The organism is Rhodococcus sp. DK176 (assembly GCF_038447315.2).
Lineage (GTDB): Bacteria > Actinomycetota > Actinomycetes > Mycobacteriales > Mycobacteriaceae > Rhodococcus_F > Rhodococcus_F jostii_A.
The window spans coordinates 5,416,837-5,440,461 of the sequence record NZ_CP118321.2 but is presented as its reverse complement, the minus strand read 5'-3'; the positions used below and the strand labels follow the sequence as shown (position 1 = coordinate 5,440,461).

Genomic DNA, 23,625 nt, shown 5'->3' with positions numbered 1-23,625 from the left:
ATCCACACCATGTCCCACACCAAGACCCGTATCGCGATCGGCGGGGGCGCGGCCTTCGTCCTCTCGGTCGTCGGAGCCGCCGGGATCGCCGTCGCCGGCGGCACGGCGTCACCGACCGCCGAGGTGAGTGTCTCCGAGCGGCACCAGGACGAGGACACGACGTCCGCGCCCCTACCGGTCTTCACACCCCCGGCGCTGCACACCCCGACACAGGAACCGCCCGGGTCATTCGACACCGCGTCGGCCGGCCCATTCGAACCAGCCCCCTGGCGGTAACTCGAGTTCCGGCGGCTGCTGTCGACCGTCCGGTGCCTCGACGAGCGCGTGAACCGGTTCCGGCCACAGTGTCTCCACCCGCTCGGCGGCTTCGGCGAAGACGGCGGAATCGAGGTCGGTCCGAGATTCCGGAACCCCGAAGTAGGGCCACGCCGTGATCATCGACCAGCGTTTCGGCGGCGGGAGCGGCTGGAGAAAATACGTCTTGTCCGCGGTGAGCGGTCCGCCGCGCCCTGCCCCGCCGTGCAGGCCGTCGGTCATGCGAGCGCCGGGAAGGTTCGTGAACACACTGCCGTCCGCGTACTCGATTCCGAACAGAAACGGCCCGCTGCTCTTCGCCGACGCGGGTTTGCCGAAGCCGAACATGTCGAGCAGCACCGTGGACTCGGGTCTGCGTGCCTGGATCGTGAATTCGACACCACAGCTGTACACGTGAACGTCGGTCAGCCACAGCACGAGCGACTCGGTGCGGGCCAGCACGGTGCCGACCGGCACGGAGACGGGGATCTCGTTCTCCGGGGTCGACTGGAATCGGATACCGGTCATCACGAGACCTCCACTTCGACGTCCTCGGGTGCCTTGTCGTCCCTGAGCCCACGCCAGCTGGGGTGCCGCAGTCTCTTCGAGCCGGTCCAATCCATGAACCGCACCTCCGCCACCAGTGTCGGGGTGACCCACACGGCCCCCTTGCGGTCGGCGGTGGGCAGGTCTTCGACGAACGGACTGGTGTCTGTTTCCAGCGGCCCCAGGGTAGATGCGAGTTCCTGCAGATCCCGTTCGGTGAAGCCGGTTCCGACGCGCCCGATGTAGCGCAGCCCACCGTCCTCGGGAACGCCGAGCAGGACCGACCCGATTCCCGTGGACCGCCCGCCCTGACCCCGGCGCCACCCGCCGATCACGGCTTCCTGTGTGCGCCAGTTCTTCACCTTGATCCAGCTCGACCCCCGCTTGCCCGGCAAGTACACGGACTCGCGGCGTTTGGCCACGACACCTTCCCAGCCCTTGCCGCGGCTCTCGTCCAGAGCGTCCTGCGCGGACCCGTGCAGTTGCGGCGGAACGACCAGGTCGTCCACCTTGGCCGCCAGGGCTTCGAGGACGCGGCGCCGGTCGGTGTACTTCTTGCGTAACAACGACACTCCGTCGAGATACAGCACGTCGAACGCGAGGAAGTGCGGCTCGTTGCCCTGCTGCAGGAGGCCGAAGTTCGCGACACCCCGGTCGTCGAACGCGACCACTTCACCGTCGAGGACCACCTCGTGGTCGCCGAGAGCGTCTGCCAGCCAACCCAATCGGGCGTAGTCGCGAGTCTTGTCGTTGCCCGCCCGGCTCGTCAGCTTCAGCTCGCCGCCACTGATCTCGGCGATCACCCTGATCCCGTCCCACTTTCCTTCGAACGCCCACTCGTCGGCGTCCAGTCCGTCGAGGGTGCCGGGGCTCGCGAGCATCGGCGACAGTCCCCGCGGCAGTTCGGACGTGTGCGACCCACCCGGGGTCTGATCCTTCATCAGATGCATCAGCCACTGGTCGCCCTTCGTGCGGATCAGCGCGAACCGGCCCTCCACCTGCTCGCCGTGCAACTGGACGATCACCTCGTCGTCCCGCCACTTCTCGGTGTCATACGTTCCCGTGTCCCAGATGGCCATCTCGCCGCCGCCGTACTCGCCCTTCGGGATGGTCCCGGAGAACGTGAGGTATTCGAGCGGGTGATCCTCGGTGTGCACCGCGAGCCGGTTCTCCCCCGTCGTCGTCGGCACGTTCTTCGGCACCGCCCACGACACGAGCACCCCCTCGCGTTCGAGCCGCAGATCGTAGTGGAGACGCCGGGCGTGATGTTCCTGGATGACGAAGCTGTTGCCCTCCCCTGGCTGCACCGTGTCCGGCATCGGCTCGGGTGTCCGTCCGGGATCACGCTTGCGGCGGTACTCGGCGAGGGTGGCGTCGTTCTCGATCGGCGGATCGAGTCCGGCGAGCAGGTCGCCGTCCGACTCCCACCGTTCGAGCACTTCCTCGAACCGCAGCTGCCGTAGGTCGGGGTCGTCGAGTTCGTCCCAGCTCCGCGGCGCCGCGACATACGGCTGGGCGCGCCCCCGCAGCGAATACGGCGCGATGGTGGTCTTGGACGGATTGTTCTGGCTCCAGTCGACGAAGACCTTTCCCGCGCGCACCGCCTTGGCCATGGTGGCGGTGACGAGTTCGGGCCGCAGCTTCTCCAGTCCCGTCGCCACCTGCTTCGCGACGGTCGACGCGCCCGAACCGTCCAGCTTCCGGTCGAGCGGCACGTACAGATGAATACCCTTGCTGCCGCTGGTGACCGGGTACGCGGTCCAGCCGAGGTTCGCGACCAGGTCGCGCACGGCCCGTGCCACCTCCGCGCATTCGACCAGGCCCACACCGGGACCGGGGTCGAGGTCGAAGACGATCCGGGTGGCGGGACCCCGATGTGGTCCGTCGAACCGCCACTGCGGCACGTGCAGTTCGAGTGCGGCCTGCTGCCCCGCCCACGCCAGGGCCGCGACCGAGTTCAGGAGCGGATAGTGCACCGACCGATCCGAGTGCTCGAGTGCACGGCGCTCCAACCACGCCGGTGCGGAGGCCGCGAGGTTCTTCTCGAAGAACGGCTCGCTGTCCACCCCGTTGGGCCAGCGTTTACGGGTGGCGGGGCGGTCGACGACGTGCGGGAGCATGGCGGGGGCGATCCGCGTGTAATAGTCGATGACCTCGCCCTTCGTCGTTTCCGATTCCGGGTAGAGGACCTTGCCGAGATTGGTCAGGGACAGGCGATGTCCGTCGACCGTCAGTTGCCGGGTTCCCGCAGTGGCCACACGCGCCTCCCTCCGCCGATACATACATATTGTGCGCCGCGCGGCCGCTTCGCTGGCCGGATCGCCACCCGCCAGGCAAGATGGCGTGGTGCACCGAGGTCCCAAGACAGCCGTCGCCGCGATATCCGCTGCACTGACATTGCTCGCCGGATCCTGCTCCACCGACACCGCGTCGGAGGTCGACGCCCAGGCCGAAGCCTCGACGATTCCCGAAGCGTTCACCAAACTTCCGTCCACCCGCGCGGTCGGCGACTGCGCCCCCGGTAGCGGCGTCACCGCGCGGGACGGCGTGGTCACCATCGCCACCGACAGTCCGTCGTACCAGCCGTGGTTCGTCGACGGTGACCCGTCCAACGGCAAGGGCTACGAGGGCGCCGTCGCCCGGGAAGTGGTCGAGAAGCTGGGATACGGTCCGGACCAGGTGCAATTCGAGACCGTCGCATTCAACGACGCGCTGGCGCCCGGCGAGAAGAACTTCGATTTCGCCATCGACCAGTTCACGATCGTCGACACCCGGCGCGAGACGGTCGATTTCAGTTCGCCCTATTACGCCGTCACGCAGTCGGTGCTGGCGCTGAAGAACTCTCCCGCTGCGCGAGCCAAGTCGCTCGCCGACCTCGCGCCGTTCCGTCTCGGGGCGCAGGTGGGGTCCACCAGTTTCGACGCCATCACCCAGACCGTGCAGCCCCGCCAGACACCGGTCAGTTTCACCACCACCGACGACGCCAAGGCAGCCCTGGCCGCGGGCGACATCGACGCACTGGTGGTCGACATCCCGACCGGATTTCAGATCACCGCCAACGAGGTGAAGGACAGTGTCCTCGTCGGGCAGTTCCCGCGCCCCAACGCCGTCACCGAATTCTTCGGCCTCGTGCTGGAGAAGAACAGTCCGCTCACCGCGTGCGTCTCGGCGGCCGTCGATTCGCTCTACGCCGACGGGACGCTGGACGCCCTTGCCGCCGAGTGGATCACCGACACCGGCGGCGCGCACGTCCTCGACTGATCAGGCGTATAGCTCGACGAACGTCTTCAGGGACTTCTCGATGTCGCCCTTCAGCGCCTTCGCGACACCTGAGCCGATGGGCCCGAACAGCGGTGCGCCACCGAGTTCGATGGTGAACGCCACCTCGGACGCATCACCCTTCGCCTTGACGTCGAGCACCATTCCGAGCTTCACGCCGCCCTTGCCGTCACCCTCGAGAACGATGCGGTTCGGGGCGTCGTACTCCTTGATCGTCCACTTCACGCGATTGCGGAGTCCCTTGACCGTCACGACGGAACTGATCTCGGTTCCGGCCGTGAGGGTCTCGGGAAGTTCGCCGCGCCAGCCGTCGTGGACCACGAACCACTTGTCGAAGTCCTGCAGATTCGAGGCCTTGTCCCAGGTGTCCTGGGGGCTGAGGGGAACATCGGTCTTGACCGTGAGTTTCGCCATTGGTGCAGCCTAACGGCCTGTGAGTACTTATTAACCGCGGGCGGTTGATAAGTACTCACAGGCCGAAGGCATCAGTGGGAGACGGCCTTCTCCACACCGACACCGGTGAGAGAGCGGACCTCCATCTCGGCCTGCTTGGCGGGATCCTCCGCCTTGCCGCGGCCGATATAGGTGCCGACGATGCCGAGAACGAACGCCAGCGGGATGGAGACGATGCCCGGGTTGGCGAGCGGGAAGTAGTCGAAGTCGGCGTTCGGGAACATCGACGACGGCTTGCCGGACACGGCCGGGGAGAACGCGATCAGAAGGAGGCAGCTGACGAGGCCGCCGTAGATGCTGAACAGGGCGCCGGTGGTGTTGAACTTCTTCCAGAACAGCGAGTACAGCAGCGTCGGCAGGTTGGCCGAGGCGGCCACCGCGAAGGCGAGCGCCACCAGGAACGCGATGTTCTGGCCCATGGCCAAGATGCCGAGGACGATCGACACGAGACCGATCACGACGACGGTGATCCGGGAAACCCGCACCTGGGACTCTTCCGACGCGTGTCCGCGCTTGATGACGCTGGCGTAGATGTCGTGGGCGAACGACGCGGACGCCGTGATCGCCAGCCCCGCCACGACCGCGAGGATCGTTGCGAACGCGACCGCGGAGATGATCGCCAGGAAGATGGTGCCGCCCAGTTCGAACGCGAGCAGCGGCGCCGCCGCGTTCTCCTTGCCGGGTGCTGCGAGGATGACGTCGGGGCCGACCATCTTGGCGGCACCGTAGCCGAGGACGAGCGTGAACAGGTAGAACGCGCCGATCAGTCCGATCGCCCAGGTGACCGAGCGGCGGGCTTCCTTGGCGGTGGGGACGGTGTAGAACCGCATCAGCACGTGCGGCAGGCCCGCCGTGCCGAGGACGAGTGCGATGCCGAGCGAGATGAAGTCGAGCTTGCTCATCGAGCTGATGCCGTACTTGGCGCCGGGAGCGAGGATGTCGCGGCCCGCGATGGCCTCGTTCGTGGAAGTGCTGACCGTCGCCTGGGCGTCGGCGAGCAGCTGGGAGAAGTTGCCGCGCACCGCGAACAGCACGAGGAAGAACATGATGCCGGCTCCGGCGACCAGCAGCACCGCCTTGACCATCTGCACGTAGGTGGTCCCCTTCATACCGCCGACGAGCACGTACACGATCATCAACACGCCGACGACCGCGACGACGACGCCCTGACCGACCTTGCCGTCGATGTTCAACAGCAGGGCGACGAGTCCGCCGGCTCCTGCCATCTGCGCGAGCAGGTAGAACAGCGAGACCACCAGCGTGGACAGTGCCGCGGCCATCCGCACGGGACGCTGCTTGAGGCGGAAGCTCAGCACGTCCGCCATCGTGAACCGGCCGGTGTTACGGAGCAGTTCCGCGACAAGCAGCAGGGCCACCAGCCAGGCGACGAGGAAGCCGACCGAGTACAGGAATCCGTCGTAGCCGTAGACGGCGATGGCGCCGGCGATGCCGAGGAACGAGGCGGCCGACAGGTAGTCGCCGGCGATGGCGAAACCGTTCTGCGGTCCGGAGAACTGACCGCCGCCGGTGTAGAAGTCCGAGGCCTTCTTGGTGGTGCGGCTCGCCCGGATCACGATGGTCATCGTGATCACGACGAATGCCACGAAGATGGCGATGTTGAGGAGCGGGTTGCCGACGTCGGTGCCGACTGCGAGCGTGGTGATCACTTGAGGGGTCCTTCCAGCTCGTCGCGGATCGCGGCGGAGCGCGGGTCGAGTTCCCGGTTGGCGAACTTGACGTACAGCGCGGTGATCACGAACGTGGTCACGAACTGGCCGAGACCGAGGATGATGCCGAGGTTGATGTTGCCGATCACCTTGGTGGCCATGAACTCGGCCGCGTAGGTGGCCAGCAGGACGTACGCCGCGTACCAGGCGAGGAAGAACGCCGTCATCGGGAAGACGAAACTACGCAGGCGGTGTCGCAACTCCTGGAACTCCGGGCTCGCCTGCATGTCTACGAAGGCTTGCGCATCAGGAGCGCGCCGCTTCTGCGGTGCGCCCTCACTGAGATCGGCTGTGGTCACTGCAGACTCCTTGGTCGTGTGAAGTGAACTGGCTACCGACGTTAGTGAGAGTTGAGTCACAGAAACAGGTTGTGGCATCTGTCACACGGCGAGCTGCGGGACTGTGCGCCGAACGGTCACCCGACCGCGACAAGCGGCTCCGCCACCCGTGCGTGCTCGAGGAGTGCAGGGACTCGTCGAGCACTCACGGGGAGCGGAGCTCCCTCTCGCGGTCGGAGCCCACGTCGAGGCGTTCGGGGGCGTGCATGCGGGTGAAGATCCGGCTGACGTCGGCGGGAATCTGACGCTTGGTCACCTTGCTGACCAGCACCATCGTGACGAAGGCCAGCGGAACGCTGACGGCGGCCGGATACGCGACCATCGCCGCGGGCCAGCCGTTCCAGACGTCGACGGTGAAGCCGCCGAGCACCGAGATCCCGGCGGCACAGCCGGCGACGAGCCCGCCTGCGACCATCCCGGCACCCGCCCCGGCGGCGGTCAGACCACGCCACCAGATGCCGAGCACGAGCAGCGGGCAGAGGGTCGACGCCGCGACCGCGAACACCAGCCCCACCGTGCGCGACAGGTCCAGCGACGTCACCGCCAGCGACAGCACCAGCGGCACCGCCCCGGCCAGGACTGCGGCGATCCGGAAGTCCCGGACCCGTCCGCGCAGGACGTCGGTGCTGAGCACCCCGGCGATGCTGACGAGCAGACCGGACGACGTGGACAGGAACGCCGCGATGGCCCCGGACGCCACGAGCGCGGCGAGGAGTTGCCCGGCCCACCCGGAGATCACGGAGCCGGGCAGCAGCAGGACCGCGGCGTCGGACGTGCCGGTGATGAGCAGTTGCGGCACGTACAGCCGCGCGAACACCCCGAGCAGCGTCGGGAACAGGTAGAACACTCCGAGCAGCCCGACGACGGCCAGCGACGTCAGCCGTGCGGCCCGCCCGTCGGGGTTGGTGTAGAACCGGACGAGCACGTGCGGCAGCCCGATCGTGCCGAGGAACGTGGCGAGGATCAGCGAGTACACCTGGTACATCGGGTGGTCGCCGCCGAACCCCCAGCCGGGGGCGATCCAGTCGGAGTTGTCGGCGGGAGCGCCCGCGACCACGGGTACCGGTGCGCCCGCCTCGAGGGTCATCGAAGTGCCCTCGCCGAGATGGTGCTCGCCCGGCTCGAGGCGAACGTCCCCGCTGGCCGGGACCCCGTCGATCGTCCCCGACCCGCCGACCGTCACCGGTTCGGACACCTGCACGACGACGTCGGTGGTGATGTCGACGGTGGTCTGCTCGCTCACGGTGGGTGGTGCGGCGGCGCCCAGCTCGTGGTGGTCGCCGAAGAAGTACACCGACAGCACGAGCGCCGGGATCGCGACCGCGGTGAGTTTCAGCCAGTACTGGAAGGCCTGGACGAACGTGATGGACCGCATGCCGCCGCCCACCACGTTGGCGATGACGATGAGCCCGACGACGACGGCGCCGACCCAGCTCGGCACCCCGAGCAGGATGTTCAGGGTCAGTCCCGCGCCCTGGAGTTGCGGGACGAGGTACAGCGCGCAGACGGCGGCGACGACGAGCATCGCCAGGGTGCGGAGCCGGCGGGAGCCGAGCCGGAACTCGGCGAAGTCGGGCACCGTGTACGCGCCGGAGCGTCGCAGCGGTGCGGCGACGAACAGCAGCAGCCCGAGGTAGCCGGCCGTGAACCCGATCGGGTACCAGAGGGCGTCCGCACCGTATTTCGCGATCAGGCCGGCGACGCCGAGAAAGGATGCGGCCGAGAGGTACTCGCCGGAGATGGCGGCGGCGTTCCACCGCGGTCCGACGCTGCGGGACGCGACGAGGAAGTCGGAGGTGGTGCGCGCCAACCGCACTCCGTAGATACCGATGGCCACCGTCGCGATGGCGGCGGCGGCGAGCCCGGCCAGGGTCAGCCAGGGAATGGGTTGGTCGGGGGTCACGGGAGGCTCAGTCGTCCACCAGGTCGGCGAATTCCTGTTCGTTGCGCTCGGCCTGCCGCACGTAGATCCAGCCGGTGGTCAGGAGCACCGGGTACACGAGCGCCCCGAGCACCACCCACGGCAGCCGGATCCCCAGCACCGCCACGTCGGACAACGCCGGGAACAGGAACATCACGAGCGGCACCGCGCACAGCAGGCACGCCGCGAGGAGCGCGAGCCGGATGGCCAGCACGAGCTGGGTGCGCACGAGCCCCCGGATCATCGCGTCCCCGACCGCGGTCTGTTCCTGCACCTCGACGCGGGTGCGGACGATCCGAGCACCGCGGCGCTGGGCGAGGACGACCCGCACCCGCTCGGGCGAACTCATCGCGCGGTCCACGTTTGCTTCGGCGCCCGGACCAGCCGGTCCTTGAGCATCCGGGTGTGCCTGCGGCTGACGGGCAGTTCGACGGGCGGGTGGTCGCCGTGCGCGCGGAGGCACACGACGAGACCGTTGCCGACGGTTCGGATTCCGGTGACCCGCGGCAACGCGACGAGGTACGAGCGGTGGACCCGCAGGAACCCGGCGTCCGCCCAGCGCGTCTCCAGCGCCGAGATGGGGATGCGGACGAGGTGGGAGCCGTCCGCGGTGTGCAGGCGGGCGTAGTCGCCGTCCGCTTCGACCCACTCGACGGAGGACCGGTGGACGAGCGTGGTGATGCCGCCGAGTTCGACCGGGATCACCTCGTCGGTGGGGGCGGCCGGTCCGGCGTCGACCCGCCTGCGGCGCCCCTCGACGATGCGGCGCACGGATTCCGCCAGCCGTTCCTCGCGCAGGGGTTTGAGGAGATAGTCGACGGCGCCGAGGTCGAATGCGGCGACGGCCCGGTCGTCGTGGGCGGTCACGAACACCACCTGCGGCGGGGACGCGAAGTTCGCGAGGATCCCGGCCAGTTCGAGACCGTCGAGTCCGGGCATGTTGATGTCGAGGAAGACGGCGTCGATCTCCCCGTCCCGGAGGATGCGCAGCGCCGTGGTGGCATCGCCCGCGGTCCGGATGTCCCCGACCGCGTCCTGGGCGCGCAGCAGGAACGCCAGCTCGTCGAGGGCGGGTTTCTCGTCGTCGACGGCCAGCACGGTGAGGGGTGCGTCCGGAGACTTGTCGTCAGTGTGGTTCACAACGAGAGCAATCGTCGCACGGACCCTCCCCGTTCATGTCGAGATCCCCCGCCGGAACTTCGGGACGCGCATGCTCACCTTGGTGCCCGCACCGGGCGCGGTCTCCACCACGAGTCCGTAGTCGTTGCCGAACGCGGCGCGCAGGCGGTCGTCGACGTTGGCGAGCCCGACGTGCGCCGCCTCCTTCACCCCCGACGTCTCGGCGACCGAGTCCAGCGACCCCGACCGCAGCAGTTCGGGATCCATGCCGACGCCGTCGTCCTCGACGCTGATCACGCAGTCGGTGCCCTCGTCGGCGGCGACGATGCTGACGGTGCCGCCGTCCGGTTTGGCGGCGATCCCGTGCCGCACCGCGTTCTCGACCAGCGGTTGCAGCGCGAGGAACGGCAGCACCACGTTCAGCACCTCCGGCGCCACCTGCAATTTCACCGCGAGGGCGTCGCCGAACCGGGCGCGCTCGAGAGTGAGGTACCGGTCGATGTTGCGCAGTTCGTCGGCGAGCAGGGTGAACTCCCCCGCCGAACGGAACGAGTACCGCGTGAAGTCGGCGAACTCGAGGATCAGTTCCCGGGCGCGATCGGGGTCGGTGCGGACGAACGACGCCACCGTGTTCAGCGCGTTGTAGATGAAATGGGGGCTGATCTGTGCGCGCAGCGCCCGGACCTCGGCGCGGTCGAGTCGGGCGCGGGACGCGTCGAGGTCGGCGAGTTCGATCTGGCTGCATGCGTACCGGGCGACCTCCGTGACGGCGCCGAGCATGCCCGGACCGGGGTCTTCCGTGGTGACGATGCCGAGAACCCCGACCACGCCGATGGCCTCGATGAGCAGGGGCTGGGCGATCAACCCTCGCACCGCGTCGTCGCCTGCGCCCCGGACGAGGCCGCCGTAGGCGACGAGCACCCGGCGCTCCCCGTCGACGGCGCGGGCGGCCGCGTCGTGCAGTTGTTCGGTCATGGCCTCGTGGGGTCCGCTCCACGCGAGGAGGTCACCGGCGGCGTCGAAAACGCCCAGCGCCTGCGCGCCGGTCAGCTGGCGCAAGTGCGGCGCGGCCTCCTCCGCCGACATCTCGTCCAGCCCCCGCCGCAACGGCCGCGCCGCCAGCGACGCCGTGTGGAGGGTCGTGTGAACGGCCCGTTCGGTGGGTGTCGTCAGCTCGCGCCGGGCGCGCAGCCACACGGCAGTGAACGCGACGACGGGAACGAGGACGAGCAACGCGACGACGGCGACGACGGTTCCCGTCATTCGCCGTCGTCCAGTCGGGCGATCAGGGTTTTCGGGGCGACGGCGCGGTAGGCGTCCTCGACGATGTCGGCGACGTCGTCCCAGTCCTGCGGGACGTCGAGATAGACGCCGATCCACCCGCGTCCCCCGACGTACGGCGGGACGAAGAACCTGCCGGGGTCACGCTGCACCCAATCCTGCTGCGCGCCCGGCGGAGCCGCCGCCCAGAACGCCACCCGGTCGTCGTGGTGGCGGTCGGCGAGTGACGCGAACTGCGGCGCCTTGCGGACGAACCACGCCGGTTCGCCGTGGCTGACCCGTTCCGTCGCCTCGGGCAGGGCGAGGCACAGGGTCCGCAGCCGTTCGAGGTCGGCTTTCTTCACGGTGTTCCTCCCTCGGGACACGTGTCGGGGGCGGGCACGTCGGCGAAGCGGTCGGCGAGCCACTGCATCGCGGCGGGGACGGAGCGCCCGTCGGCGTGCCCTTCCCCGGGCCGGGAGTCGAACTCGACGACGTCGCCGAGTGTGCACGCGCGGTCGACGGCCTGCGAAGTCCATTGCGGCAGAATGAGGTTGTCCCGCTCCCCCACCACGACGAGCATCGGCCCGCCCGCGCCGTTCTTCGGCAGGGCGACGTCCTCGAGCCATCCTCGCATGCGCTCGGCGTCGGCCTCCGTCCGTGGTCCCGTGTCGGCCGGGGCGAGTTGGGTTGCCACCGTCCACTTCTCGGGGAGTTTCGCGGCGACGCACGACAGCGTGACGTCGGGCGTGGCGGCGAGGGCGCCGCGCATGTAATCGTCCGGATTCAGCTCGGGGTGCACCACCTTCAGTCCCTCGAGGAGGTAGGGAAGGAACATCTTCTGCGGCAACGACAATGGTTCGACGGTCCCGTCGGCGACGATCCCCGACAGATCGGCCGCGGGTGAGAGATTCGCCGAGCCGACGAACTCGAGCCCGTCGCCGTAGTTCTCGGCGTGCTCGGCCGCGGACCACGACGCCTGACCACCCTGCGAGACCCCGATCGCCGCCCAGCGCGTCGACGCCTCCGGCACCACATTGCGCGCCGCCCGGACCGCGTCGATCAGGTCGTAGGCGGCGGTGTCGGGTTCGAGGTAGGGATGCGGGCCGTCGGTGCCGAGTCCCTGGTAGTCGGTGACGGTCACGACGTAGCCCCGTTGCAGCAGCGGGCGGACGAGGTTCGTCGTGCCCAGCAGGGTCGGTGACGACGAGGGAGCGCACTCGTCGGTGACACCCGTGGTGCCGTGCCCGACCGTGACGACGGGCCTGCCGCCGTCCGGTGCGGGGCCGGCCGGAGTGAACACGGTGCCCACGACCTCCGCGCCGCCGCCGTCGACACCGGACGTCGACCGGTAGACGACGCGGGTGGCGGTCGCGCCGAGGGCGGTAATCGCCGGATCGATGTCGGGCACCGGCTCCCGGCTGGTGAGCGCGCCACGCTGATCGCCGGTCGGCGCCGGAGAGCCGACAGGACCGGAATCAGCGGCCACCGAGCTCGTAGGAGACGGACTCGGGGACGCCTCGTCCGTGGTGCAGGCGGTCAGCGCCACGACAGCGACAAGGGCGACCACGGCGGTTCGCACCGGACGCACACCCACCTCACACCTCATTCGCGACGTCTCCGCACCCGCTCCTCGGCTGCTGCCTCCTCCACATCGAGGCCTTCCAACACGCTACGCATCACCTCGTCGTCGAGCGTTCCCGCGTCGCGGGCGGCGATGATCGCCTCGCGCTGCGCGCGCAGGGCGGCGCGACGGTAGTGGTCGAACAGTGCGCCTGCCCGCTGCTTCTCCGCGCCGTCCTCCGCCTCCTCGGCCTGGAGCCTGGCCCGCATCGACCGCCGCACCCGATCGAGGATGTCGGTCAGGTCGGCTCGGTCGATTCCCTCCGGCGGGTGTTCGGTGAATTCGACGAGCGCCCGTTCGCCGGCGTCGCGGGAGATCGCGCGCGCCAGTTTCACCTGTTCCTCCTCGCGCTCGCGTTCGCCGGGATCCGCCAGGTCGAGTTTCCGGATCAGCAGCGGCATGGTGGCACCTTGGATCAGTAGCGTGCCGACGGCCACGACGAACGCGATCGCCTGGATCACCTCGCGTCCCGGAAACGGCTGTCCGCTCGCGATCACCACGGGCACACCGGACGCGGCGGCGAGTGTGACGACCCCGCGCATCCCCGCCCAGGACACGACGAGGCTTTCCCGCCACCCGAGTTCCACCGAGCCTCCCGGCGGCTCGATTGCCAGCCCGACTCGACGGCGGAGCCAGTGCAGCAGGATCCACGCCGGCCGTATCGCCATGACCACGGCGAGGACCGCGAAGCCGTAGAAGAAGACGTGGTGAACCGGTAGGCCCTGGTCGCGGACGTCGTCGATGACGAACTTCAGTTGCAGTCCCATGTAGGCGAACACGAACATCTCGAGCAGGAGATCGACGCTCTCCCACAGCGACCGCTCCTGGATGCGGGTGGCCACGGAGGCGTCGGTGGCCTTGTGCCCCATCAGGAACCCCGCGGCGACCACCGACAGCACGCCGGACGCGTGCACCTCCTCGGCGGCGAGGTACGCGACGAACGGGAGCATCAGCCCCAGTACCGTTTCCAGCGGGGAATCGTACATGCGATGGCGCACCCACTCGACGATCTTCGCGAGCACCAGTCCGATCAGGACCCCGCCGACCACCTCGTAGCCGAAGAACACGACGGGATGGACCGGGATCGCGGCCCCGACGACGGCGGAGACGGCGACGGTGAACAGGGTCAGCGCGGTGGCGTCGTTGACGAGTCCCTCGCCGGTGAGGATTGCGATCACCCGGTTCGGCAGGCCGAGCCTGCGGCCGACCGCGACGGCACTGACCGCGTCCGTCGGCGCGACGACGGCGCCGAGGACCAGCGCGGCGCCGAGGGTGAATTCGGGGACCAGCCAGTTGGCGAAGAAGGCCACCCCGATGGCGGTCGCCAGGACGGTGAAGATCCCCAGCCGGAGAATCGGTGCGAGGTGACGCCGGAACGTGGCCACCGAGAACTTGAGCGCCGCGGAGTACAGCAGCGGCGGCAGCACCACACCGAGGATGGCGTCCGGGTCCAATTCGAGCCGCGGCATCCCGGGGATGAACGACGCCACCGACCCGATGGTCACGAGCACCAGCGGCGCCTGGAGGTCGCGGCGCTTCGCGAAACTCGTCACGGCAATGGCCGCGATGATGACGAGGAGCACGAGGACGCCGTTCACGACACCGATTCTGCCGCGCCTGCCCGCCGTGTGCGGGTCATCTCCGAAGACGCGTGTGGGCCCCGGTCCGAGAACCGGGGCCCAGGCGCGTCAGTGTGTGAGAAGAGTTCACTCCTTCGGAGGAACAGCCTTCTTCGCCGCGTCGGCGGCCTTGTCGATCTTGTCGCTGTACTTGCCGCCGGTCTTGCTGTCCGCGACGTCGGCGGCCTTGTCGATGGCGCCGTGAACCTTGTCCGCGTTCTGCGAAGCGGCTTCCCTCCCCTTGCCCAGCAGGCCCTTCAGTGTGTCGACGAAACTCATCGTTCTTCCTCCTCCGGTGCATGCGCACGCATTCCGACCGAGTTCGATCACTCGCCGTACACCCAGTCTCACAGCATTGGCTCGGCGACGCCAACCGTTCGAATCGTCGCGAGCGGTATTCGCGTCAGTGCACGCCCGGCAGGTCTTCCGGCGCAGCGAACAGGCGGCGATGCTCACCGTGCAGGCGGCCCGTCACCCACCAACCGATTTCGACGAGAACCACTCCCACGAGCCCGCACACGAGAGCGGAGGTCGTGGCTCCGATGTCGGTCGGATCGAGCTTGAAGAACTCCCGTGTGAACGGCAACGCGAACAGGATGAGATATCCCGCTACGGATCCGAAGATCAGCACCAGTTTCCACCACACGTACGGCCGCGCGACCACGGCCAGCACCCACAGCGCGATCATGATGAGCGTGATCAGCGCCGACGTGCCCGCCTGGACCTTCTCTGTCTCCGTCTGATCCGGTCCCGCGTACACGAGAAGATACGAAATGAACGTCGTGACACCGATGATCACACCCGACGGCACGGCGAGACGCATCACGCGCGGCACGAACCCGGAGCGCGCCCGCTCGTTGTTCGGGGCCAGCGACAGGATGAACGCGGGAATGCCGATGGTGAACCAGGCGGCGATCGTCACGTGCCGCGGCAGGAACGGATACGGCACGGGCTCGAAGTGGAAGATCTGCGACAGCACACCGGTAATGCCGATGAGGAACGCCAGCAACACCGAGTACACGGTCTTGGTGAGGAACAGGTTCGAGACGCGTTCGATGTTGCCGATCACCCGGCGGCCCTCACCCACCACGTAGGGCAGGGTGGCGAACTTGTTGTCCAGCAACACGATCTGCGCCACCGCGCGGGTGGCGGGGCTGCCCGAGCCCATCGACACCCCGATGTCGGCGTCCTTGAGGGCCAACACGTCGTTGACACCGTCGCCCGTCATCGCGACCGTGTGCCCGCGAGACTGCAAAGCCCCCACCATCTCCCGCTTCTGATCGGGGCGCACGCGGCCGAACGTGGTGGACGTTTCCAGGGTCTCGGCGAGGGCGTCGCGGTCGTCGGGCAGTTCGCGGGCGTCGACGGGACGGTCGCCGCCGGGCAGTCCGAGCGATCCGGCCACCGCACCGACCGACACGGCGTTGTCCCCCGAGATGACCTTCACCGTGACGTTCTGGCTCGCGAAGTACTCGAGGGTCCCGCGGGCGTCGGGACGCACCCGCTGCTCCAGGATCACCAGCGCGCGCGGGGTGATCGCACCCGGCGCCGCGGGGTGGTCGACCGGGACGTCGCAACTGCCGAGCAGGAGCACCCGCAGTCCCGAGGACCCCACTGCCTCGGCCTGCCGGGCCATGTCGCTGCCGGGGTCGAGCAGCACGTCCGGCGCACCGAGGACCCAGTTGCCGTGGGCGCCGTACGACTGCCCGCTCCACTTCCTGGCAGACGAGAACGGCGCCTCCGCCGTGGCGTCACCCCACCCGGGGTCGTCGGGAAACGCCTCCTTGATCGCGAGGACGCTGGCGTTCGGCCGCGGGTCGGACGCCGCCATCGCGGCGAGGGCCGCACGGGACGGTGCGGTGTCGGCGCTGTCGGCGCAGCGCAGTTCGGACAGCCGCATGCCGTTCTCGGTGAGCGTTCCGGTCTTGTCGGCGCACACCACGTCGACGCGCGCGAGACCTTCGATGGCGGGCAGCTCCTGCACGAGGCACTGCCGCTGACCGAGCCGGACCACCCCGACCGCGAACGCGATCGACGTCATCAGCACCAGTCCCTCGGGGACCATCGGGACCAGCGCGGCCACCATCCCGCTCAGCGCAGGCCGGATCGACTCGCCGCTGGAGAACAACTGGTTGTAGATGATCAGCAGTCCCGCCGGAATCATCAGATACGTGATGAATTTCAGGATCTTGTCGATGCCGCTGCGCAATTCCGAGTGCACCAGCGTGAACTTGCTGGCCTCGTCCGCGAGTTTGGCGGCGTACGCGTCGCTTCCGACCTTCGTGGCGCGGTAACAGCCGCTGCCGGACGCGACGAAACTTCCCGACAGCACCTGCTGGCCGGCGTCCTTGTGCACGGGGTCGGCTTCACCGGTGAGGAGGGATTCGTCGACGTCGAGGGACATCGCCTCCACCACCACACCGTCGACGACGATCTGGTCGCCGGCGCCGAGCTCGATGATGTCGTCGAGCACGACCTCCCGGGGTGCCATCGCGACCGCGGCACCGTCGCGGCGCACCACCGGTTTGGTCTGGCTGACGATCGCGAGCTTGTCGAGGGTCCGCTTGGCTCGCACTTCCTGGATGATGCCGATCCCGCTGTTCGCGAGGATCAGCAGGCCGAACATGCCGTCGATGATCGAACCGGTGGCCAGCACGATGATCAGGAGGACACCGAGGATCGCGTTGATCCGGGTGAACACGTTGGCGCGCACGATGTCGCGTACCGATCGGCTGGCCCGATCGGGAACGTCGTTGGTCTTGCCGGCCGCCACCCGCTCCGCCACCTGGGCGGCCGTCAGCCCCTCCACTGCGACGACTGCAACGCTGTCGGTGCCCGTTTCGTCGTATGCCATGGTCAAAGGCTACGCAACGAGTCTTCGCTGCGAGGGGATGCGCGCCGGACTCAGCCGAGCGCGGACCACCACGGTGTCTGGGCCGTCGGCTTCAACGCGTCGACCCGCTGTCCGGGCATCGGCACGGCCACCGGGGTGCCCTTCTCCTGCGCGGCGGCGAGCAACCGGACGATCGGCTCGGACCACGAATGGAACGCGAGATTGAACGTGGCCCAGTGCACCGGAACCAGCAGTCCGCGGCGGGCGTCGCCGGCGTTGAGGTCGGCGTGGGTCTGCACCGCCTCCTCCGGGTTCATGTGGATGTCGGCCCACCGCGTGTCGTAGGCGCCGACGGGCAGGAGTGTGAGATCGAACGGACCGTATCGGCGGCCCAGGTCGGCGAACCGCGGCGTGTACCCGCTGTCGCCGCCGAAGAACACCTTCCGGTTCGGTCCGGCGAGCACCCACGACGCCCACTGGGTGGTGTTCCGCACCAGCCCGCGGCCGGAGAAGTGCCGGGCCTCGGTGCACGTGAGCGTGAGGTCGCCGAGTGTGGTCGACTCGTCCCAGTCGAGTTCCACGATCCGCTCCTCCGGCACCCGCCACTGCCGCAGGTGCGCACCGAGCCCGACCGGAACGACGAACGGCGCCTTCTGGGTGGCGGCGAGTTGCTGCACGGTGGCCATGTCGAGGTGGTCGTAGTGGTCGTGCGAGATGACGATGGCATCCAGAACGGGCAGGTCGGCCAGCGGCACCGGGGTCGGGTGCATGCGGGACGGGCCGAGAATCGCGGACGGCGACACCCGATCACTCCACACCGGGTCGGCCAGCACCCGGTACCCGTCGACCTCGACGAGCACGCTCGAATGGCCGTACCAGGTGACGGCGACGTCGGCGGCCTCGACGGGCGCGAGGGGTGTCGCGAGCGGGATCGGCCTGCGCGGGCGGCCCGCGGCGCCCCGCGTGATCAGTGCCTTGACGATCCCGGTCTCCGATCCGGGCATCATCGTGCTGCTCGGATCGGTGTTGTGGAACTGCCGGTCGCGGTACCGCGGCGACGTCGCGGCGTACGGGCGCACCTTGGCCCGCGACGCACCGATCTGAGACGGAAGCCCCCACGCGGCCCGCGTCAGCCACCCGAGGGCGGCGGTGGCCAGAACTGTCGTCACAGCGTTCTTCGCTTTCACCCCGACAACTGTAACCACGCGTGCGGGAAAGGTGCGGCGAGCGGCTACTGACCCCGGAACACCGGCGGACGCTTCTCGGCGCGTGCCGCGCGCGCTTCCTGCGCGTCGTAGCTCTTCCACGCCGCATGCAACGCAGCGAGCTGCTCGGGCGGCGGCGGGCTCTGGGTGCCGTCGTCGTTGAGCACCATTTTGAGGTGTTGCAGCGACAGCGGCGCCAGACGCGCGATCGAGTGCGCCCACTGCTGCGCGACGGCGAGGTCGCCACGCTTGTTGGCGAGGCCGTGCGCGAGCGCCTCGTCGGCCCCGACCTCTTCCGCGCCGAGCAGGATCGTTCGCGCCGGTCCGCCGCCGATCAGGGCGGCCAGACGGTGCACCGTCCACCGGTCCACGGAGATGCCGAGCTTGGCGGCCGGGATGGCGAAGCGCGCCTCGGGAGCGACCACACGCAGATCCGCGGCGAGCGCCAGCTGGCTGCCCGCACCGATCGCGGGGCCGTTGATCGCGGCGATGACGGGGACGGGCACCGAGTCGATGGTGTGGAGCATCTCGAGCAGGGTGTCCGTGAATCCGTCGGCGTACACGTCGCCCGACAGGTCGGCGCCGGCGCAGAACGCGCTGCCCTGCCCTGTGAGGACGATCACCCGCGCGCCGTCGGTGACGGACTTCTCGGTTTCCTCCCGCAGGAGTTCGCAGATCTCGGTGTTCAACGCATTGCGACGGTCGGGGCGTTGCAGTTCGAGGGTGAAGACGTCGCCGTCACGACTCGTCCCGATCATGTCCACTCGCTTTCTTCGTGATTGCTGTCCACTGACAATTTTCCCCCGCCCACCCGACTGGACACCTGTCAGCCAACCACATTCGAATCGGCCGGAACACACGAGCCTCTCCGGTAGTTGTGAGGGTGGAGGTGAGGACCGACATGAACAGCGAAGTGGACGTGGCCGTGATCGGCGCGGGGCAGGCGGGGTTGTCTGCCGCCTACTATCTGCGCAGGTTCGGGGTGGAACCGGAGTCCGGTTTCGTGGTGCTCGATCACGCCCCGGGGCCCGGCGGCGCGTGGCAGTTCCGGTGGCCGTCATTGACACTCAGCACCGTCAACGGTGTCCACGACCTTCCCGGGCTCGGCTTCGCCGACACGATCGGCGTGGACCCGAACGACCCGGAGGCCGCGCTGGTGCATGCGGCGAGCGCGGTTCCCCAGTACTTCGCGACATACGAGAAGCAGTTCGAACTGCCGGTGCACCGTCCCGTGCACACGCGGGTGGTGTGTGCCCGCGACGAGCGGCTGCGGATCGAGACCGACCGCGGCGTCGTGTCGGCCCGCGGTCTGATCAACGCGACGGGTACGTGGGAACGTCCCTTCATTCCCCGGTACCCCGGCGCCGAGTCGTTCACCGGCCGCCAGGTGCACACCAAGGACTACTCCTCGGCGCAGGACTTCGCAGGACAGCACGTCCTCGTCGTGGGCGGCGGCATCTCGGCGGTGCAGTTGCTGGACGAGATCTCCCGCGTCACGACCACCACGTGGGTGACGCGCCGCCCACCGGAGTTCCGGGACGAGCCGTTCACGCCCGAGATCGGCCGCGCCGCCGTCGCTCTCGTCGAGGACCGGGTCCGTCGCGGGCTGCCGCCGGGCTCGGTGGTGTCGGTGACGGGACTGCCCGTGACGCCTGCGATCCGCGCCGCCCGCGAACGCGGGGTGCTGGCGCGGCAACCGATGTTCGGTGAGATCACCGCGGACGGCGTCCGCTGGCCCGACGGCCGCGAACTGAAGGTCGATGTCATCTTGTGGTGCACCGGTTTTCGCAGTTCACTCGATCACCTCGCCCCGCTGCGGCTGCGCGGGCCGGGCGGTGGGATCACGATGACCGGACGCCTGGCCACCCAGGTGGCGTCGGATCCGCGGATTCATCTCGTGGGCTACGGCCCGTCGTCGTCGACGATCGGCGCGAACCGGGCCGGGCAGGCCGCGGCCCGCGAACTCACCCGGCACCTCGGCCTGTCGGCCGGATCAGCGCGCCCTACCTGATCAGGGAGGCGACGAACGCCGCCTGGTCGGGGCCGGCCTGGTACATGCTGCCGAAGTGACCACCCGAGTACACCCGGTAATCGAGATTCGTTCCCGCACTGTGCATCTCGAAGACGAGCTTCTCCGTCAGCGGGATCGGCACCGACGCGTCGGTGACCCCCTGCACGAGCAGCAGCGGACGGTCGTACCCCGCGACCGGGACCGCGAGGTATTCCCGCAACGCGTCCTGCAGCGCCGGGACGTCGAGTGCCCGCGACAACATCTGCGCCACCGACACGTTCCGGGTCATGGCCGCGAACTGCCGGAACGGCACTTCGGGCGCGGCGTCGACGAACTGCTTCCCGACCGGGGTCAGGTAGCTGTCGATGTCCAGCTCCGGATACGCGTCACGGACCCCGGCGATCAGGTACGAGATGTACACGGTGAGTCCGGCGAGACCCTGCGGCGGAAATGAGGGACCGCTCCAGTTCGCCACCATCTCGATGTTCGACGGCACCCCGTTCGCGACTGCCCCGCGGTAGTCGAGTTCCGGCGCGTACGTCGTGGCGGCGTGTGCGGCGAACACCGCGGCCTGCCCGCCCTGGGACAGCCCGACCGCCATCCACGTGGCGGAAAGATCGGCGTCGACCTCGCGGGCGGCGCGCACGGAGTCCACGACGCTGCGCCCGGCCACCTTCCCGTCGAGGTAGGGCGGCACCCCGGGGGTACCCAGGCCCACGTAATCGGTGGCGGCCACGGCGTAACCGAGTTGCAGCCAACTGCTCACGTAGTCGGAGGATTCCTTGTCGACCCCGGTCGCGGAGGGTGCGTCGGCGTCGGAGTCCCCGACCGTTCCGTGCGCCCACGCGATGACGGGCCAGCCCCCGGCGGGCGGTGCACCGGGCGGCACGAACACCATCCCGGTGCACGGGGTGATGCCGTGCCGGTCGGTGGTCAGGTACGTCATCCGGTAGGCACTGCCGGTTCCGCGGAGCCAGAGCTCCGCCGGCAATTCGGACGAGGCGACGACCGTGCCGGGGCTCGATCCGGCCCGCAGCGGATCCGCACCGACAGTTGGTGCCCACAGCACGCTGACCAGTGCGAGCAACGCCACGATGCGCCACCACCTCCGCACCTCTCAACGGTAGCTGTGTGGGGGTGGCGCAGTACTGTGAATCGGCCACCCGCAGGGGGGCGGACGAACGCGACGGGGAGAACCGAAAAGACATGAGCGACGACGGCACGATCCTGACTCCCGGCGACACGTGCTGGCAGGTTGCCCACGCCGATCGTCTCGCGTGCATCGTCGATGCGGCGGACTACTTCCGCCATGCCAAGTCCGCGATGCTGCAGGCTCGCAGGCGCATCATCCTCATCGGCTGGGACTTCGACACGAGGATCAAGTTCGAGCCGGACGAGAAGACGCTCGACGGCCCCAACCAGCTCGGCCGGTTCCTGGCCTGGCTGACGCGGGAACGCCCGGATCTCGACATCTACCTGCTCAAATGGAACATCGGGGCCTTCACCGCGATCGGTCGCGGCATGACACCGATCTTCGTGGTCAACTGGGTGACCGACCGCCGCCTGCACTTCGAACTCGACGCCGCCCACCCGGTCGGCTCGGCCCACCACCAGAAGATCGTCGTCATCGACGACACGCTCGCGTTCTGCGGCGGCATAGACATGACCGTCGACCGGTGGGACACCCCGGAACATCGGGATCGCAACCATTACCGGACGCAGCCGAACGGCAAGCGGTACGGGCCGTGGCACGACGCGACGACCGCCGTCGACGGGGACGCGGCGAAGGCCATCGGCGAGCTCGCCCGCACCCGATGGAAGGCGGCCACGGGACAGGATCTGGCGCCCGTCGACGAGGTCGCGGGCACGACGCCGTGGCCGGAGGGGCTGAAGCCGGCGATGCGCTCCGTGGACGTGGGCATCGCACGCACGCTGCCGGAGCTCGCCGACCGGGACGAGGTCCGGGAGATCGAGGCCCTGTATCTCGCTGCGATCGCGGGCGCCGAGCGGTCGCTGTACATCGAGAGTCAGTACCTGGCCTCCCGCACCCTCGCCGAGGCGATCGCCGAGCGACTACGCGAACCGGACGGGCCGGAGATCGTGCTGGTGCTGCCGCGCAACGCCGACGGCTGGCTCGAGCAGAAGGCCATGGACGGCGCCCGCCGCCGGTTGCTGCACCTGCTGTGGCGGGCCGATACCGGGAACCGGCTGGGCGTCTACTACCCCGTCACGGCGGGCGGTGAGCCGATCTACGTCCACGCCAAGGTGCTGGTGATGGACGACCGTCTCCTGCGCGTGGGTTCGTCGAACCTCAACAACCGGTCGATGGGGTTCGACACCGAGTGCGACCTGGCTGTCGAGGTCACCGCCGACACCGCGAACGGTGACGAGCTGCGGCAGACCATTCTCGGCATTCGCCGTCAGCTCGTCTGCGAGCACCTCGGTGTCCCGGCGACACTGTTCGAGGACACGCTGGCACAGACGTCGTCGTTCGTGGGCACCGTGGAGGCGTTGCGCGGTGGCGGCCGGACGCTCGAGAAGTTCGAACCGGAGACGGTCGAGGACGAGGACAGTCCGCTTGCCGAGAACGAACTGATGGATCCCGAACGCACACCGCCGAGCCTCTGGGAGCGGACCAGCCGCGGCCGGTTGCGACGCAGGGTGATCCGGCGTCAGAAGGCGGCCGGTTCGGTGCGGTAGATCCGCCGGTAGTCCTTGCGGAATGCCCGGCGGCCCAGGATCGACCACGCCATTCTGGCCGCGAAGGGCATCTCGGACAGGAACATTCGGCGTTCCTCGGGGGTCGCACCCTGGAGGATGAAGCCGAGGAACACCAGGAGCCGGTCCTTGGGGATCGACGCGCGGCCGCGGTCGCCCATCTCCTGCCACTCGGTGAGGGTCATGAACTGCTCCGCCATCGGGAGGATGCGCTGTTCCTCCTCGCCGAGGTGCTCGTCGAGCGCGGCGGACAGGGCGGTCAGTGTCTTCGCCAGCGGTTCGCCGTCCACCGCATCCGCCGTGAACGCGGCGCCCTGCGACTGCGCCCGCGACAGCAGTTCGGAGAGGCGTTCGTGCTGTTCCTCCATCCGCAGCACCAGCGCCGCGTCGGTGGGCGCGCGGTCGAGCAGCTTCGGCCACAGCAGGTCGTCCTCACTCGTGTGATGGTGGTGGAGGGCGGTGGCGAGTTCCTCGAAGAACGTCACCACCTCCCCGGCGCGGGCGGTGTCTCCGGCGGGAACATCCCGGACGAGTGCGGGCAGCGCGGCGAACTGTCGACGGAAGCAGTTGTGGACCACCACCATCTCGCGGGTGTCGGGACGGACTGTGTGAGCAGTTGACGTAGTCATGCACTCAGGGTCGGTTCGGCGTCTTGGAGAGGACTTGGAGGCCACTAGT

Annotated in this window: 22 protein-coding genes; 4 read left to right on the top strand and 18 right to left on the bottom strand. The window is 68.9% G+C overall.

Features of this window, described 5'->3' with window-relative positions:
• Positions 1-9: 9 nt before the first annotated feature.
• Entirely contained in the window at positions 10-276 is a 267-nt protein-coding gene (locus PSR88_RS25715) for a hypothetical protein (RefSeq protein WP_011597302.1), read from the top strand.
• Here the strand turns inward: PSR88_RS25715 and PSR88_RS25710 are convergent.
• Both PSR88_RS25710 and PSR88_RS25705 read right to left on the bottom strand, forming a co-directional pair.
• A complete protein-coding gene (locus PSR88_RS25710; protein WP_011597301.1) occupies positions 226-822 on the bottom strand; it encodes a hypothetical protein in 597 nt (198 codons plus the stop codon). The genes PSR88_RS25715 and PSR88_RS25710 overlap by 51 nt on opposite strands.
• A complete protein-coding gene (locus tag PSR88_RS25705) occupies positions 822-3,122 on the bottom strand; it encodes an ATP-dependent DNA ligase (RefSeq protein WP_016881067.1) in 2,301 nt (766 codons plus the stop codon). The genes PSR88_RS25710 and PSR88_RS25705 overlap by 1 nt, the downstream gene beginning before the upstream one ends.
• Positions 3,123-3,186: 64 nt before the next feature.
• Here PSR88_RS25705 and PSR88_RS25700 point away from each other — a divergent pair, with 64 nt between their 5' ends.
• Positions 3,187-4,101: a transporter substrate-binding domain-containing protein gene (locus PSR88_RS25700; protein WP_029538401.1), complete on the top strand. Its 915-nt coding sequence runs from the start codon at positions 3,187-3,189 to the stop codon at positions 4,099-4,101.
• On the opposite strand, the gene PSR88_RS25695 is transcribed toward PSR88_RS25700, so the two are convergent.
• From PSR88_RS25695 to PSR88_RS25630, 14 genes are all read right to left on the bottom strand, one after another.
• Positions 4,102-4,533, bottom strand: coding sequence for an SRPBCC family protein (locus PSR88_RS25695; RefSeq protein WP_016881066.1), 432 nt, complete (start codon positions 4,531-4,533; stop codon positions 4,102-4,104).
• Between the two features lie 71 nt (positions 4,534-4,604).
• Entirely contained in the window at positions 4,605-6,239 is a 1,635-nt protein-coding gene (locus PSR88_RS25690; protein WP_011597298.1) for a cation acetate symporter, read from the bottom strand.
• Positions 6,236-6,598: a DUF485 domain-containing protein gene (locus tag PSR88_RS25685; RefSeq protein WP_009478082.1), complete on the bottom strand. Its 363-nt coding sequence runs from the start codon at positions 6,596-6,598 to the stop codon at positions 6,236-6,238. Before PSR88_RS25685 ends, PSR88_RS25690 begins: the two co-directional genes overlap by 4 nt.
• A gap of 184 nt (positions 6,599-6,782) precedes the next feature.
• Entirely contained in the window at positions 6,783-8,540 is a 1,758-nt protein-coding gene (locus PSR88_RS25680) for a cation acetate symporter (RefSeq protein ID WP_016881065.1), read from the bottom strand.
• Positions 8,541-8,547: 7 nt separating this feature from the next.
• Complete coding sequence (locus PSR88_RS25675) at positions 8,548-8,907, bottom strand: hypothetical protein (RefSeq protein ID WP_011597296.1); 360 nt, start codon at positions 8,905-8,907, stop codon at positions 8,548-8,550.
• Positions 8,904-9,698: a LytR/AlgR family response regulator transcription factor gene (locus PSR88_RS25670; RefSeq protein WP_005244000.1), complete on the bottom strand. Its 795-nt coding sequence runs from the start codon at positions 9,696-9,698 to the stop codon at positions 8,904-8,906. The genes PSR88_RS25675 and PSR88_RS25670 overlap by 4 nt, the downstream gene beginning before the upstream one ends.
• 33 nt (positions 9,699-9,731) lie before the next feature.
• Positions 9,732-10,940, bottom strand: a complete 1,209-nt coding sequence (locus tag PSR88_RS25665) for a sensor histidine kinase (protein WP_009478080.1) — start codon at positions 10,938-10,940, stop codon at positions 9,732-9,734.
• Positions 10,937-11,302: an MmcQ/YjbR family DNA-binding protein gene (locus PSR88_RS25660; protein ID WP_016881064.1), complete on the bottom strand. Its 366-nt coding sequence runs from the start codon at positions 11,300-11,302 to the stop codon at positions 10,937-10,939. Before PSR88_RS25660 ends, PSR88_RS25665 begins: the two co-directional genes overlap by 4 nt.
• The gene (locus PSR88_RS25655; RefSeq protein WP_016881063.1) at positions 11,299-12,546 is read right to left on the bottom strand and encodes a lipase family protein; all 1,248 of its coding nucleotides are present in this window, start codon (positions 12,544-12,546) and stop codon (positions 11,299-11,301) included. The genes PSR88_RS25660 and PSR88_RS25655 overlap by 4 nt, the downstream gene beginning before the upstream one ends.
• Positions 12,543-14,159: a Na+/H+ antiporter gene (locus tag PSR88_RS25650; RefSeq protein ID WP_016881062.1), complete on the bottom strand. Its 1,617-nt coding sequence runs from the start codon at positions 14,157-14,159 to the stop codon at positions 12,543-12,545. Before PSR88_RS25650 ends, PSR88_RS25655 begins: the two co-directional genes overlap by 4 nt.
• Positions 14,160-14,267: 108 nt before the next feature.
• On the bottom strand, positions 14,268-14,459 hold the full coding sequence (locus PSR88_RS25645; RefSeq protein ID WP_005244012.1) for an antitoxin: 192 nt from the start codon (positions 14,457-14,459) through the stop codon (positions 14,268-14,270).
• Positions 14,460-14,583: 124 nt separating this feature from the next.
• On the bottom strand, positions 14,584-17,034 hold the full coding sequence (locus PSR88_RS25640) for a cation-translocating P-type ATPase (protein WP_011597292.1): 2,451 nt from the start codon (positions 17,032-17,034) through the stop codon (positions 14,584-14,586).
• Between the two features lie 50 nt (positions 17,035-17,084).
• On the bottom strand, positions 17,085-18,200 hold the full coding sequence (locus PSR88_RS25635) for an MBL fold metallo-hydrolase (protein WP_192815050.1): 1,116 nt from the start codon (positions 18,198-18,200) through the stop codon (positions 17,085-17,087).
• A 44-nt stretch (positions 18,201-18,244) separates the two neighbouring features.
• Positions 18,245-18,976: an enoyl-CoA hydratase gene (locus tag PSR88_RS25630; RefSeq protein WP_005244016.1), complete on the bottom strand. Its 732-nt coding sequence runs from the start codon at positions 18,974-18,976 to the stop codon at positions 18,245-18,247.
• A 143-nt stretch (positions 18,977-19,119) separates the two neighbouring features.
• Between PSR88_RS25630 and PSR88_RS25625 the strand changes: the two genes are divergently transcribed.
• Complete coding sequence (locus PSR88_RS25625) at positions 19,120-20,229, top strand: NAD(P)-binding domain-containing protein (RefSeq protein ID WP_011597290.1); 1,110 nt, start codon at positions 19,120-19,122, stop codon at positions 20,227-20,229.
• On the opposite strand, the gene PSR88_RS25620 is transcribed toward PSR88_RS25625, so the two are convergent.
• The gene (locus tag PSR88_RS25620) at positions 20,222-21,322 is read right to left on the bottom strand and encodes a lipase family protein (protein ID WP_009478072.1); all 1,101 of its coding nucleotides are present in this window, start codon (positions 21,320-21,322) and stop codon (positions 20,222-20,224) included. The two genes, PSR88_RS25625 and PSR88_RS25620, sit on opposite strands and share 8 nt — an antisense overlap.
• Before the next feature lie 113 nt (positions 21,323-21,435).
• On the opposite strand from PSR88_RS25620, the gene PSR88_RS25615 reads away from it, so the two are divergent.
• Positions 21,436-22,929, top strand: coding sequence for a phospholipase D-like domain-containing protein (locus PSR88_RS25615; RefSeq protein ID WP_011597289.1), 1,494 nt, complete (start codon positions 21,436-21,438; stop codon positions 22,927-22,929).
• Here PSR88_RS25615 and PSR88_RS25610 read toward each other — a convergent pair.
• Positions 22,902-23,576, bottom strand: coding sequence for a hemerythrin domain-containing protein (locus tag PSR88_RS25610; protein WP_011597288.1), 675 nt, complete (start codon positions 23,574-23,576; stop codon positions 22,902-22,904). The genes PSR88_RS25615 and PSR88_RS25610 overlap by 28 nt on opposite strands.
• Between the last annotated feature and the right edge of the window lie 49 nt (positions 23,577-23,625).

What these genes read in the sequence shown, in the direction of transcription:
- PSR88_RS25715 (WP_011597302.1), top strand. Translation starts at nt 10, where the DNA reads ATGTCCCACACCAAGACCCGTATCGCGATCGGCGGGGGCGCGGCCTTC.
- PSR88_RS25710 (WP_011597301.1), bottom strand. Translation starts at nt 822, where the DNA reads ATGACCGGTATCCGATTCCAGTCGACCCCGGAGAACGAGATCCCCGTC.
- PSR88_RS25705 (WP_016881067.1), bottom strand. Translation starts at nt 3,122, where the DNA reads ATGTATCGGCGGAGGGAGGCGCGTGTGGCCACTGCGGGAACCCGGCAA.
- PSR88_RS25695 (WP_016881066.1), bottom strand. Translation starts at nt 4,533, where the DNA reads ATGGCGAAACTCACGGTCAAGACCGATGTTCCCCTCAGCCCCCAGGAC.
- PSR88_RS25675 (WP_011597296.1), bottom strand. Translation starts at nt 8,907, where the DNA reads ATGAGTTCGCCCGAGCGGGTGCGGGTCGTCCTCGCCCAGCGCCGCGGT.
- PSR88_RS25665 (WP_009478080.1), bottom strand. Translation starts at nt 10,940, where the DNA reads ATGACGGGAACCGTCGTCGCCGTCGTCGCGTTGCTCGTCCTCGTTCCC.
- PSR88_RS25655 (WP_016881063.1), bottom strand. Translation starts at nt 12,546, where the DNA reads ATGAGGTGTGAGGTGGGTGTGCGTCCGGTGCGAACCGCCGTGGTCGCC.
- PSR88_RS25645 (WP_005244012.1), bottom strand. Translation starts at nt 14,459, where the DNA reads ATGAGTTTCGTCGACACACTGAAGGGCCTGCTGGGCAAGGGGAGGGAA.
- PSR88_RS25640 (WP_011597292.1), bottom strand. Translation starts at nt 17,034, where the DNA reads ATGGCATACGACGAAACGGGCACCGACAGCGTTGCAGTCGTCGCAGTG.
- PSR88_RS25630 (WP_005244016.1), bottom strand. Translation starts at nt 18,976, where the DNA reads ATGATCGGGACGAGTCGTGACGGCGACGTCTTCACCCTCGAACTGCAA.
- PSR88_RS25625 (WP_011597290.1), top strand. Translation starts at nt 19,120, where the DNA reads ATGAACAGCGAAGTGGACGTGGCCGTGATCGGCGCGGGGCAGGCGGGG.
- PSR88_RS25615 (WP_011597289.1), top strand. Translation starts at nt 21,436, where the DNA reads ATGAGCGACGACGGCACGATCCTGACTCCCGGCGACACGTGCTGGCAG.
- PSR88_RS25610 (WP_011597288.1), bottom strand. Translation starts at nt 23,576, where the DNA reads ATGACTACGTCAACTGCTCACACAGTCCGTCCCGACACCCGCGAGATG.